This is a genomic window from Victivallis sp. Marseille-Q1083 (genome assembly GCF_903645315.1).
GTDB lineage: Bacteria > Verrucomicrobiota > Lentisphaeria > Victivallales > Victivallaceae > UMGS1518.
Map to the genome: position 1 here is coordinate 1638547 of NZ_CAHJXL010000001.1, position 13105 is coordinate 1651651.

Below are 13105 nucleotides of genomic sequence, written 5' to 3' on the forward strand. Positions count from 1 at the left end.
CCGAGGAGTTTATCATGGAATACCACAGCAACAATTTCGTCCAGGCCATCCTGAACTCGCCGCGCCGGTTCGTCATGCCGATTATGACGACCCCGGGCATCGAACTGATCCACGCCAAGCCGGTCGAAGTATTCCAGGACGGCGAACTGCAGTTCCGCTGTATTGAAGCATTGGCCCAAACGGTGCACGCCGATGCGCTGGTGACCTTCATGGATCTTTCGGTCGAAGCGGAAGCGTTCGGCGCGCCGATTCGCTATTCGGAACACGAAAACCCCACCGTCTCGGACCGCATCGTGGCCGAAGAGACCGATATTCAGCGCCTGGCGATTCCGGCAGTCGGCAGCGCCCGGACTGCCGAAGTGCTCAAATGCGCCGGACTCTGTGCCGAAAAATTGCCGGACCGGCCGACCTTCGGCGGCATGATCGGACCATTTTCCCTGGCCGGCCGGCTGGCCGATATGACCGAAATGATGATCCTGGCCGCGGCCGAGCCGGAAACCGCCAGACTGCTGCTGGACAAAGCGACCACCTTTCTGACCGCGTATGCCGGAGCAATCAAAGCCACCGGCGTCGCCGGATTGCTGATCGCCGAACCGGCCGCCGGATTGTTGTCGCCGGAGATGTGCCAGACGTTCGCGGCCGACTATCTGCAGAAGATCATCCAGGCGGTCCAGGACGAGAAATTCACCGTCATTCTCCACAATTGCGGCAAAACCGAAAAACAAATTCCGGCATTGTTGTCGACCGGGGCGGCGGCGCTGCATCTCGGCAATGCGGTGGACCTGGCCGCCATACTGCCGCAGGTTCCCGGATCGATACCGGTCATGGGCAACATCGACCCGGTCGGCATTCTCAAAAATGCCGAACCGCAAGAGGTTTATGCCGTGACAAAGGCATTGCTGGAGGCCACCAGATCCGATCGGAATTTCGTCCTCTCCACCGGCTGCGATGTCCCGCCCGGCGTCAATCTCGCCAACATCAAAGCATTTTTCCAGGCGGCCGAAGATTTCAACCGGCAGCGCTGAAACCGGGGAACGGCCGGCCTGGAAAGTGCGGCAATATTTCAATTGAAAATTTTTCGTTCTTTTCCGGACAAAAAAGCCAAAGCGGCGGCGGGATGCTTTGACAAAAGCAAAAAAACGATTAAATTGTTTAAAAGTTTTTTTGCGTGATATAAACTGGAAAGGCGACAAGATAAATGAAATTTACAGTAAGCAGAGAAAAATTGCTGAAAGCGTTGCAGAAGGTCATCAGCACAGTCGGCAGCAAGTCGACCTTGCCGGTATTGGGCAATGTTCTTTTGGAAGCGGAGAATGGTACGCTGCAACTGACCACCACCGATCTGGAGATCCGGATCACCACCCAGGTCGAAGCGGCGATCGAAAGCGAAGGCAAGACGACGGTGCCGGCCAAGAAATTCGTCGCGCTGGTCAGCAAATTCACCGACGCCGAGGTGGCGTTCACCTGCGATGAGCGGCACCACAGCGAAGTGGTCTGCGGCACCAGCAAATTCAAATTGCTCGGTCTGTCGGCCGAGGATTTCCCGCTGCCGTCGGAGTTTACGCCGATCCGCACGGTGATCTTCAAGGAAAGCGATTTGCGCAAGATGTTCAACCAGATTACCTATGCGGTCAGTCTGGATGACAGTCGCAAGGTGCTGCACGGCGTGCTCACCTCCTGCAAAGACAACACGGTCACCATGGTGGCGACCGACGGCAAACGGCTGGCGCTGGTTGAACGGGTGCCGGAAGAGACCTCCGGCACCGACGGCGATGCGATCATTCCGCTGCGGGCGGCCAACGAAGTGAAACGCCTGCTCGACGGCGCCGATACGGTAAAATTGCTGTTCGGCGAAAAACAGGCGGCATTCGAGAGCGGTGAAATGCGGCTGACCACCAAATTGATCGAGGGCAATTATCCGAATTACCGCCAGGTAATTCCGACTTCGTTCAGCAAATTCGTCGATGTCGAAACCGGCATGCTGCTGCAGAAGATCGAACTGGTTTCCCAGGTGCTTTCCGACAACAGCAGCTATATCATCCTGTCGTTCGACGACAATAAAATCGCGCTGCGGGCTTCCAGCACCGACATCGGGGAAGGGCAGGCTTTCGTCGACATCGAGTACGCCGACGCCAAAGTCGACGTTTCGTTCAATCCGGGTTTCCTGGCCGATCCGTTGCGCAATTGCGACGCCGACAAGATCAAAGTGAAGATCAACGACGGTTTCAGCCCGGTGGCGTTGGAAGGCGGAGAAGGTTTTCTTTACGTCATCATGCCGATGCGCAACAAATAATTTCCCGGCCCGGGAAATTTGTCATGACTTCAGGCAGTTCGCTCCTTCAACCGTGGCGGGCTGCCTGTCGTATTTTCAGCCAAACGATTCGGCGACAATATGATTGAAGAATTCCGGCTGTACGACTATCGCAATTATTCGCAAGCCGCGCTCGATTTCTCCGGCGCCAGGCTGAATGTCTTCATCGGCAGCAACGGCGCCGGCAAAAGCAATCTGCTGGAGGGCATCTTTTTTATCGGTCTGCTGCGTTCGTTCCGAACCGCCCAGCTGAAGGAACTCATCCGGTTCGGCCGCTCCAACTGCCGGGTGGAAGCGGCAATCCATCGCGCCGCTTACCGGGAAACCTTCGCCGTCGAATATTTTTCCGGCGGCAAACGTTCGCTGCAAATCGACGGCGTACCGATCGGCCGCAGCAGTGAATTCATCCGCAATTTTCAGCCGGTGGTTTTCGAACCGGAGGATATTCAGCTCCTGACCGGCAGTTCCGGCCGGCGCCGCCGTTTTTTCGATATGTTCATTTCCATGAACGATCCCGTTTATCTGTCGACGCTCCATCAATACAATCTGGCGTTGCGGCAGCGCAATGCCGCCTTGAAAGCGCCGAAGCACGGCGAAGCGCTGGCCGCCGCTTTCGAGCCGATTCTGGCCGACGCCGCTGTCCTCATCGCCGGCCGGCGCCGGGCGCATACCGAGCTGCTGAACCGCCAGATTCAGGCCTTGCTGGCGGAAAATGCCCGCGGCGAAGAGCGTTTCGCCATCGAATTTCATCCCTCCTATCCGCTGGAGGTCGAGGATTATCTGACCCGTTTTACGATGGAGCGCCAGCGGGAACAGAAAAAAGGCAGTACCTTGTTCGGTCCCCATCTTGATGATTTCGACTTCTTCTATCAGCAGAAACTGATGCGGACGTTCGCTTCCACCGGCCAATGCCGGTTGCTGGCCCTCTATTTGAAAATGGCGGCCGTCAATATTTTAAATGCCAATAAAGCGAAAAACCGCCGGGAAGTCATCGTCCTGGTCGACGATGTCACCGGCGAATTGGACGATTTCAATAAAACCCGCTTTTTCGCCACCGTCAACCAGGCCGATCAGGCCTTCTTCACCTTCACCGAACCGCCGGCCGACCGCTTTTTCGCCGCCAGCCGGAAGTTCCGGGTCGACCAGGGCACGGTCGAAAGAATTGACGGCAATTGATCGTCACATTCAAAAAAATGACGGAAAAATCCGTCATTTAAAAAAAACAAGCTCAAATTTGCCCTGATTTTAACGGTTTATTTTGTCGTCCGTATGCTGGCCAGGATGGCGATGATCGCGATCACAACCAGCAATTCGATCAAGATGAAATTCGTTTTTTTCGATGAAATCGAAAGAGTTGGCAGCCCGGCGGCAACCGCAATTTCGTGAATTTCGTTCCGACTGGAAAATGGTTTCCCGGGCAAGCTGAAGCGGATTGCACACAAGCGGCAGCTGCCGGGTTCGAATACATTCTTCCTGGCCTCGGAAAAGCCCCGAAAGCAATTCACGGACGATCTGCGCCCCTTCCATTATTCCGCAAGAAGCGCCGGTCTTTCCGGCTCTTTCCTCCGAGGGCCCGGCCGTTCAGCCGCTGCGATCAGCGGTCCGACCGGATTTTTCCGCCGACTGGCCGAAATCGCGGCGGCATAAGTCGGTAATCCTGCTGCTTAATGTTAAAAACTCGTACTCGGCGTGTGTCAGACTTCACAAAGCGGCTTGACGAGTTCACACCAGGCGTCGGCCAGCACCGTGTGGCCGGCGATGGTCGGATGCACACCATCGGCCAGCCAATATTCCGGACCGGACGACGGCGCCTCTTTCACCGCCGCGTTCAACAATTCCTGAGCCGGTAGAAAGAGCGTTTTGAATTCGGCGGCCAATTTCCGGACCACCTGCTGTTTGCCGGCCAGTTCCGGCCGCCAAGCGGCGGAAACAGCGCCGCACTCCAGCGCGAACGGCTCGATCAGCAGCAACCGGACTGACGGCAGCACCTCCAGCGTCCAGGAGAGCAATTCCCGGTAGACTCGTTCAAAACGTTCGGTTTCGACGCCGTTGTGATTGGCAAATTCATGCCAGATATCATTGACGCCGATCAAAATACTGATAAAGTCCGGTTTGAGGTTCAAGGTGTCGATTTTCCAGCGGGCATAAAGATCGACGACCCGGTTGCCGCTGATCCCGCGGTTGTAGCAACGCAAATTTTTTGCCGGCAATTCCCTGAGCAGCCGGCCGGCGGCCAACAGCGGATAACCGCCGCCCAGTCCCTGGTTGGCCTCTTTCGCCTCGTAACTCCTGCCGCAATCAGTGACGGAATCACCCTGAAACACGATGATTTCGATCACTTCGTTTTCTCCTGATTTTTGACCTCTTCCGCCTTGACGTATCCCAACGCGAGGTCGATGGCATTGGCCTTGTCGGTCAGGAAGCGCAAAGTACCCTGGTCATATTTTTTCAACTTGTTCAAGGCCGCAATAACCTCGGCGCAATTTTTGAAAGAATCTTTCGCATTGATCGTCTCGACATGGCCGTCGCCGAACAGTACGTTGACATGATTGTTGCTCGGTTTGTCGAAGACGAAAGGTATCTCCGCCGGCTTCTGCAGAAAACAGGACATGCCGCCGATATAGATGTAATCGCTGTCCGTTTCCTTCAATTGATTGGCCGCCGGCTGCGGTTCTTCATGGACTCTGCCGGGACAACGCAGCGGAATACTGCCAAACGCCATCAATTCCTTCAGCCCGGCCAGGTTGTCCAGCGGCGGATAAACGCCGCGGTGAGCATCCGCATACATGCCGAACAACGGCGCCATATTTTTCAGCGACATCGCGCAACTTTCACATTTTCCTTTGTTCATCACGCCGCCGAGCAGCGTTTTCGCCGGCGCCGCCGCCGCGCCGAACGCGGTCAGCAATCCGATCGCCACCGCCAGCCACAGTCGTATTTTCATTTTCATACCTCCCTGCTATCAGTGTCCGAAACTTGAATTTTTCATATTGGATTCAATTTAAAAGCAGCCGGCTCAAAAATCAAGCCGAAATCCAAGATTATTCCCACCGTCCGTTTCAACGCGTCCGGTACACCTCCAGCCCTTTGAGGTAAAAACCCTCCGGCTGGTTCAAGGCGGTCGGGTGATCCGGCGCCTGGCCGAGACGACGGACGATGACGCCTTCGATCCCGGCATCCAAAGCGGCGTCGGCGGTGATCTTCTGGAACAACTCCGGCGTCATCAGACCGGAACAGGAAAAGGTGAACAGCCTCCCGCCCGGCTTCAGCAGATGAAAACTCTGCAAGGCGACATCCTTGTAAGCCCGGCAGCCGCGAGCCAGCGCTTTCTGCGAATCGACAAATTTCGGCGGATCGAGGACGATGAGATCGAATTGCCGCTTCTGCCGGCGGCAGCGGCGCAGCAGTTCGAACACGTCGTCGACGATATTTTCATAGCGGTCCGCCGGAATACCGTTCAAGGCAAAATTCCGCTCCGCCAGCGCCAAAGCCGGCGCCGAGCTGTCGACATTGGTGACGAACGCCGCCCCGGCGGCCGCGGCGGCGACCCCGAAACCGCCGGTGTAGGCGAACAAATTGAGCATTTCAGCTCCCTTCGCCGCTTCCGCCACCGCCTGCCGGTTGCAACGCTGGTCGAAATAAAAACCACTCTTGTGTCCATGCCGGATATCGACGGCAAAACGCAGGTTGTTTTCGGTGATGACCACCTGTTCCGGCACCGTCGCACCGGCCAGCACGCCGGTCGTTTCCGGCAGCGCCTCCTTTGCCCGGACGCCGACATCGGAACGATCGTAAATGCCGCGAATTTCCGGCAGCAATTCCAGCAACAAATCGACCAGCCGCCGCCGGAACGGTTCCATGCCGGCACTGAGAAACTGCACCACCAGCCAATCCGCATAGCGGTCGACAATCAGCCCCGGCAGGGCATCGGCTTCGGAAGCCACCAATCGATAGCCGTCGGTCGGACGGTTGAAGGAAAGCGCCCGGCGATAAGCGATCGCCCGGAGCAGCCGGCGCCGGAAAAAATCGTCATCGACCGCCTCGCTGCGATCGAACGTCCAAATCCGGGCCTGCAATTGGGAAGCCGGCGAAAAACCGGCCCGGGCCAACCATTCGCCGCCGGAAGAATATACTTCCACAACATCACCGACGGCCGGCTCGCCGGTCACCTCCCGGACTGCACCGGAGAAAATCCACCAATGCCGACGGCGCAGCGATTTTTCCCGGCCGGGACGTAAGACGAGACGTTTTTCAAGCTGATTCAAAATAATCGATCCTGTTGGGTTGAACTCTTTTTCGGCTGATACGATAACCGCCGAAAGCTCAAAAACCAAATGAAACGACCGCTTTTTCCGCGAAAAAGAGAGCCTCCCGCCGTTACCGGCGGAAGGCTCAAGGGGAAAAGAGAGAGGGAAACTTATTGAAAAGGCGCTGGTCAGCCTTTCGTATTTTGGTCTTGTTCCGGGATTTCCTTCCGTTCCGCCTCGCCGGATTCTTTCTCCATTCCCGGCGGCAGCGGCGGCAACATCTCCTCTTCCGGCGGCGGGAACCCCATTTCCCGCTCCGGCGGCGGCGGAGGCGGCAGCTCCAAGCCGTGCTTCAACATGAACTCCAAACGGGCATCAATGATCTTGTCGGCATTCTTTTCCCGATACTGATACTTCTCTTCCAAATCTTTCAGGCGCTTCCGCATCTCTTCGAGCATGTTGCGATGCTCCTTCAACTGCCGTTGAAACTCCGCGGCAATTTTTTCATGCACCTTCCGCCGGAGCGTCTCCTGTTCCGCTTTGTCGGCGGAATTCTGATACTGCCTGATTAGGGCGCGCATCTCGCCGAACTCCCGCTGCATTTCCTTTTCCAGCTCCACCAGCTTTTCCAACATGATTTTCCGGAACTCTTCCGGATCCTCCTTCATCAGCAGGACCATTTTCTGCCGTTCCGCTTCCGGAAGCTGATCGAACACTTTGCGAACCTGTCCCCAGGAACGCATCCAGGGGCGGCGGCCGTCCCGTTCTTTCTTATCGGGCGGCGGCCCGGGCGGCGGTCCGAATCGATCCGGCTTTCCATCCGGCAAATCCGGCGGCGGCCCGAACCGGTCCGGTTGCTCATCCGGCTGCCCCGCCGCGGAGGCGATGCCGCCGAAAAGCAACAACGCCGCCAACCAAACACTTCGATAAATTCTCTTCATTGCCATGTTCTCCACCTTTTCCGGTGTTTTATTCGCCATACTCCGGCAAGCTGACTTCCCCCAGCGACAAAGCCGTCGTCAAAGCCAGACTTTCCTGCTCAAAACCGCTCCAGTCCCACTCCTCCAGATAAACACCCGTCTGCTGCCGGCGTTCGGCGGCCAACTGGCGGCCCCGGATCGTCGCCGCTCCGATCAACAGCACCAGGACTGCGGCGGCGACGGCAAAAATCCGCATTCTGAGAAGCGGCCGCCGCCGGCAATGCTGCCGGGCCGCCGCTTTGATGCGCGACTCCACCGCCGCCGGAATGATTCGTTCGGACGGCTTGACGGATCGAAATCGATTCCATAATCTGGCAAATTCCCGGCAATCGGCGCAGCGTTCACAGTGCTGAACCACTTCCGGCGGCAATTCATCATCGGCCGCCATGATGGCTTCCCGATTGATTGCGCAAAATTTACTTTTCATACTTCACCTCCCGGCATAGCCCAACTCTGCAATTTTCTCTGTAAATTCTTCAACGCATATTGCATACGCGCCAGAGCCGTATTGATCGAACACTTCTGCAGCGCGGCAATTTCCCGGAAACTCATTTCCTGCTGCCGCAGCAGGAACACTTCCCGCTGCTCTGTCTGCAACTCCGCCAACGCCGCTTCCAACGCCCGCTGCAACTCCTCATTGGCCAGACCGCGCCACGGTTCGCCGCGCACCTCCGCCAACTCCGGAACCTCCGGTTCATCCAGCGCCACTTCACTGCCGCGCCGTTTTTCCCGCCGGAACTGGTCGATCACCAGATTATGGGCGATGCGGAACAACCATGCCGGAAAACGATCCCGGTGCCGGTAATTCGGCAACTTGTCGATGACTTTGAGCCACAACTGCTGAAATAAATCATCGGCGGCCGCCGGCGGCAGCAAATTATTCAAATAAGCGTATACCGGACGACGATACCGCTCGTACAGCAAATCAAAATCTTCCGCCCTGCCGTCGAGATAACCCCGGATCAAATCATAGTCGCCGCGCGCCGCCGATTCCGTCATCTTCATACCTTTAAAACGCATTCCACTCGTTTTTTATTGTACTAAAATGTACGTCTTCATTTTTTTTTTGCAAAACCGGCCGGGCAAAAATCCGATAACTTGGGCCGCGCCGGCGGCCGTTTCCGCGCCGAAATCGCCGGCAAAGATTGTAAAACGGTTGAAAAATGCTATCTTTAAAGCAGGAAAAAACACTCGAAACAACAGCAGGAAAGACCCTTTGCCATCATGAATTTCATCGACAAACTCAACGCCGTCTGGCGGCGCAATCGTTCGATGGTCTGCGTCGGGCTCGACCCGGACCTCACAAAGCTGCCGGAACTCCTCCGGCATCAAACGATGCCGATTTTCGAATTCAACCGGGCGATCATCGACGCCACGGCGCCTTACGTCTGCGCCTACAAGCCACAGGCGGCTTATTACGCCGGACAGGACGCCGACGACCAGTTGAAGATGACCATCGATTATCTGCATGAACGCTATCCGGACATTCCGGTGATTCTCGACGTCAAACGCGGCGACATCGGTTCTACCGCGGCGCAATACGCGCTGGAAGCGTTCGAACGTTACCGCGCCGACGCCGTGACGGTCAATCCCTATATGGGAACCGACGCATTGAAGCCGTTTCTCGACTACGCCGACCGGGGCGTGATCATCCTGTGCCGGACCTCCAATCCGAGTTCCTGCGAACTGCAGGAGTTGATCTACGAGGGGCAAACCATTTATGAACACGTCGCCGTACTGGCCCGCGACAAATGGAATTACAACGGCAACGCGCTGCTGGTGGTCGGGGCAACTTATCCGGAAGAGCTGGGACGCATCCGCCGACTCTGTCCGGAAATGCCGTTTCTGGTGCCGGGCGTCGGCGCGCAGGGCGGCGATGTCGAAAAAGTGGTCGCCAACGGAACGACGCCGGACGGATTCGGTTTGATCATCAACTCGTCACGCGGCATCATCTATGCGGATAAAGGGGAAAATTTTGCGCCGGCGGCCGGCGAAGCCGCCAGAATTCTGCGCGATCTGATCAACGATTTCAAAAAATAAAAAAATCAACGCTCCGGGTCGCATTTCTCACACCCGGAGCGTTTACTTCTCAGTTTTCTTTTAATTCGTTGTAGCGTTTTCCGCCATGTTTACGGAGCAATGCGATCATCTTCGGCAAATTCTGCTGGAAAGCGTAATCCAACGCCGTCAGATGGTCGGTTCCGACGGCATTGACTTCAGCGCCGCGCCCCAGCAGCAGTTCAGCCGCCTCCGGATGATTGAAATTGCTGGCATACATGATCGGCGTGTCGCCTTTGTAAGTTTCGGCATTGACATCGGCTCCGGCATCAATCAGCATGGTGAGTTTTTCGATCGAAACCTCTTTCCGCGAAAGAGCGTCCATCAAAACGCTTACCGCATCTTCATTGGGATTTTCAAGATCCGCGCCGGCGTCGATCAGCGCCTTCAGAATATGGATGCCATTCTGCGGCATCATCGCCCATTTGATCGCCGTATTGCCGTACGAATCCCGAATATCGGGATTGATCCCGAACCTCAGCAATTCCAAAATCAATTTGTCATGGCGACTGTGGTCATTTTCCAGCGTCAGGCGGCAGAACAGCGGCCGCCGGCGGCAGGTTGCCATATCCATTTGCGCCCGGGTCAGTCCATAAAAATCCAACAGGAAATCCCTTTCCGCTCCGGCGTATTCTCCACTCATGCACATGCGCCGCATTTCCCGGACCGCGCCATTCCAATCGCCGGCCAGGCAGGCGGCGTTCACCCGATCCCAGTCCTCCCGGTGCGGTCCGGTAAAAAAATAGCGATATCTTGGAATGTGCAGCCAATGAAAGGAGCCGATCACCGGACCGTCACGGTTGAAATCGTCCTCATAACGCTGCAGGCCGTAACTCTCCACCAACTGCTGCGCCTCCTCATAATTGCCGCTGCTGAATTCCACGCCGGCCCGCAGGAGCGGCAACCGCCGCCCGCCCGGAATAAGCAAATTTTCGGCTTCGAGCCGGTCGAGTGCGGCCAGCGATTTTTCCCGCAGACCGGGAAGATGAAACAATTGCTGATACTGCCAGAACTCCTGCTCTTCAATGATGATTTCCAAAGCCTTCAAGCCGAAAAGCGGTACCAGCGTGCCGGGCAGATCCGCCTCCAGACACGCTTCGGCGAACTCCTCCAAATCCGAAAGCCGCCCGCCCCAACGCGGCCGGCTGAACCACAGATACTGATTGAAAGCCAACGCATAATCGGCCTGGGCGGCGATTGATTTCCGCAGCCATTGAAGCTTGTCGCCTTTGCTGCCGTCACCGCCGCATACCGTAATCATCCGGGCCGCCGCTTCCGGCAGTTCCGGACGCAAAGCATCGGCGGCGGTGAAAAATTCCGCCGCCCGATTCAAATGTTCGCCGAAACCGCGCCAGCCATCCTCCGTCACCTTATCGGCCCAATCGCCACCGCGCGCCTCCCAGGCCGCCTTGATTTCCAGCTCTCCCTTGAGCATTTTGACCAGCCAGGAGTCGCACTCCTGGTCGTTCAATTCGGAAACACGCGGCAAACCGGGCATTTCCCGGGATACCCGATACAGCATCTGATTGTAATCCGGGTCGTTTTTATGCGCCCTGGCCAACGCGACAAACGGAAAAGTAAAAAGCGAGTTGCGCACCGTCGCACCGGTTTGCTGCTGATAACGCAACCGGCCGACCAATTCGAAAAGCGGCGAAGTTTTCTGATATTGCGTCAGTAATTTCAACCATTCGCCATCGGCCGGCCGAGTTTCCACCAACTCATTCCAGGCATTCAGCAACTCCCGCCATTTTTTGTTCGCCTCCGGCGGAATTTCCAGCCGGATCGCCGAACCGGGGTCCGAATTCAACAACGCTGCCGCCAGAAACGATACCTGCTGGTCAGGAAAAGATTGCTGCAAATCGGCGCACAGCATCGCAAAAAAACGCTGCAGATACTCCTGCTCCGTCCGATATCGTTCCAACTGAAAAAGAAATCGGAAACGGTTGCCTTGCGCCAGGGCTTCATGCAACTGTCGTTCCACCTGCTCCGCCACGGTAAGCCACGGCCCATCGGCAACGGCAACGGCCATGACCAACGCTCCCAATCCCATTGCGACAAGTCCGATTTTCATCTGAAACCTCCCGATTCCGGTTTGTCAGCCTCGCTCAACCCGATAAAAAAGGATAGCATGACGAAAAATTTTTACAAATAAAAAATCGTTCTTTTTCAGAAATCGTTTAAGACAGGGGGAAAGTTTTCACGACAGTGATTCGTCACGGTTTTCCAGCAGGGTGCCGGCTTTGACGCTGAGCTGCCTGCTGGTTTTGGCTCCGAGCGAACGAATGCGTTCCATCTGGCGCAAAATGTTGTTGTTGCCGCTGTTGATCCGTTTGAGCACCTGGTCGTAACAACCTCTGGCCGCGCCGAGCGCCCGGTCCAATTCCGCCAGGTTGTCCAGCATCGCCATGAAAGTATCGAACATTTTCCCGGATTCCACCGCCATCTGGGCGGCATTGCGGTTCTCCTTTTCCCGCCGCCAAATCTGGTTGATCAACTTCAAGGTAATCAACAGTGTCGACGGGCCGGTCAGCACAACATTCAAATGCGACTGTTCATAAAGCATCGTGTGGTCGGGGTACAACGCCAACTGATAAGCCGGTTCGATCGGAATGCACATGATGACGAAATCCAGCGTATTATTTTTCAGCAAATCCTGGTAATTTTTGCTGCGCAGGCCCTGAATGTGATTTTTGACCGCCTGGTGATGGGCGGCCAGCGCCGCCTGCCGCTCCTCTTCGGTCGCCGCATTGCAAAACTGCTCGTAAGCCAGCAATGAAACTTTGGAGTCGACGATCACCGCCCGGTCGTTCGGCAGGTAAACGACGAAATCCGGCTGCAACCGGCCGCCGTTCTCCGTTTCCAGCGACACCTGCGCTTCGTATTCCCTGCCGCGTTCCAGGCCGGAACTTTCAAACAGGCGTTCGATGATCAGCTCTCCCCAGTTGCCCTGTTTTTTCTTGTCCCCTTTGATCGCCGCCGCCAGATTGTTGGCTTCCGCACTGACCTTGTTGCTGGTCTCCTGCATCTGTCTGATCTGGGTCAGCAGCGTCGCGCCCTGCTTGAGTTCTTCTTCATGCACCCGGTCAATGCGCTCGCGAAATTCCTTGAGCTGCTCCTTGAACGGCGTCACCAGCTGCGATAATTTTTCACGGTGCTGCTCGCTGAGCTGTCTGCCTTTTTCTTCCAACAAACGGTTGGCCAGATTGGCAAACTCTGTCTGCTGGCGTTTTTCGCTATTTTCCAGAAAAGCGATCCTGTCCCGGGCCAACTCCTGCTGATGCTGCAATTCCATCTTCAACTGCACCACCTCCAACTGCAGCGCATTGTTCCGGCCGGCCAGTTCCGTCAATTCGGCGCCGGCTTTTTCCGCCTGCATTTCCACGCCGCGCAGCCGTGCCACTTCGCTTTCCAAACCGGCGACGGCGGCCAAGCGGCGCAGCAGGAGGAAAACCGTTCCGACCGACACCAGCAGAATTACGGCCAAAATGACGATTGCAATTTCCATGTCA

The 13105-nt window shown here is 56.3% G+C and carries 13 protein-coding genes; 4 read left to right on the plus strand and 9 right to left on the minus strand.

The window, feature by feature from the left end:
- Positions 1-14 precede the first annotated feature (14 nt).
- From HWX74_RS06565 to HWX74_RS06575, 3 genes are all read left to right on the plus strand, one after another.
- The gene (locus tag HWX74_RS06565; RefSeq protein WP_176012788.1) at positions 15-1025 is read left to right on the plus strand and encodes a uroporphyrinogen decarboxylase family protein; all 1011 of its coding nucleotides are present in this window, start codon (positions 15-17) and stop codon (positions 1023-1025) included.
- Between the two features lie 173 nt (positions 1026-1198).
- Positions 1199-2293: a DNA polymerase III subunit beta gene (gene dnaN, locus HWX74_RS06570; RefSeq protein WP_176012789.1), complete on the plus strand. Its 1095-nt coding sequence runs from the start codon at positions 1199-1201 to the stop codon at positions 2291-2293.
- A gap of 99 nt (positions 2294-2392) precedes the next feature.
- A complete protein-coding gene (locus HWX74_RS06575; RefSeq protein WP_176012790.1) occupies positions 2393-3487 on the plus strand; it encodes a DNA replication/repair protein RecF in 1095 nt (364 codons plus the stop codon).
- Between the two features lie 69 nt (positions 3488-3556).
- Here HWX74_RS06575 and HWX74_RS06580 read toward each other — a convergent pair whose 3' ends face one another.
- The 7 genes from HWX74_RS06580 to HWX74_RS06610 all read right to left on the minus strand — a co-directional run bounded on the left by HWX74_RS06580 (position 3557) and on the right by HWX74_RS06610 (position 8543).
- Positions 3557-3838 carry a hypothetical protein gene (locus HWX74_RS06580; RefSeq protein ID WP_176012791.1) on the minus strand — a complete coding sequence of 94 codons (282 nt, stop codon included), beginning with the start codon at positions 3836-3838 and terminating at the stop codon, positions 3557-3559.
- 167 nt (positions 3839-4005) lie between these two features.
- Positions 4006-4650 (minus strand): SGNH/GDSL hydrolase family protein, encoded by a 645-nt coding sequence (locus HWX74_RS06585; RefSeq protein WP_176012792.1) that lies wholly within the window; start codon positions 4648-4650, stop codon positions 4006-4008.
- Positions 4647-5255, minus strand: coding sequence for a hypothetical protein (locus HWX74_RS06590; protein WP_176012793.1), 609 nt, complete (start codon positions 5253-5255; stop codon positions 4647-4649). Before HWX74_RS06590 ends, HWX74_RS06585 begins: the two co-directional genes overlap by 4 nt.
- A gap of 115 nt (positions 5256-5370) precedes the next feature.
- A complete protein-coding gene (locus HWX74_RS06595) occupies positions 5371-6579 on the minus strand; it encodes a class I SAM-dependent methyltransferase (RefSeq protein WP_176014550.1) in 1209 nt (402 codons plus the stop codon).
- Positions 6580-6746: 167 nt separating this feature from the next.
- The gene (locus HWX74_RS06600; RefSeq protein ID WP_176012794.1) at positions 6747-7499 is read right to left on the minus strand and encodes a hypothetical protein; all 753 of its coding nucleotides are present in this window, start codon (positions 7497-7499) and stop codon (positions 6747-6749) included.
- A 28-nt stretch (positions 7500-7527) separates the two neighbouring features.
- Complete coding sequence (locus tag HWX74_RS06605; protein ID WP_176012795.1) at positions 7528-7965, minus strand: hypothetical protein; 438 nt, start codon at positions 7963-7965, stop codon at positions 7528-7530.
- Positions 7962-8543 carry a sigma-70 family RNA polymerase sigma factor gene (locus HWX74_RS06610; protein WP_176012796.1) on the minus strand — a complete coding sequence of 194 codons (582 nt, stop codon included), beginning with the start codon at positions 8541-8543 and terminating at the stop codon, positions 7962-7964. Before HWX74_RS06610 ends, HWX74_RS06605 begins: the two co-directional genes overlap by 4 nt.
- Positions 8544-8762: 219 nt before the next feature.
- On the opposite strand from HWX74_RS06610, the gene pyrF reads away from it, so the two are divergent.
- Positions 8763-9578 (plus strand): orotidine-5'-phosphate decarboxylase, encoded by an 816-nt coding sequence (gene pyrF / locus HWX74_RS06615; protein WP_176012797.1) that lies wholly within the window; start codon positions 8763-8765, stop codon positions 9576-9578.
- 49 nt (positions 9579-9627) lie between these two features.
- Here pyrF and HWX74_RS06620 read toward each other — a convergent pair whose 3' ends face one another.
- Complete coding sequence (locus HWX74_RS06620) at positions 9628-11667, minus strand: ankyrin repeat domain-containing protein (protein ID WP_176012798.1); 2040 nt, start codon at positions 11665-11667, stop codon at positions 9628-9630.
- A 126-nt stretch (positions 11668-11793) separates the two neighbouring features.
- On the minus strand, positions 11794-13101 hold the full coding sequence (gene rmuC / locus HWX74_RS06625) for a DNA recombination protein RmuC (protein ID WP_176012799.1): 1308 nt from the start codon (positions 13099-13101) through the stop codon (positions 11794-11796).
- Positions 13102-13105 lie beyond the last annotated feature (4 nt).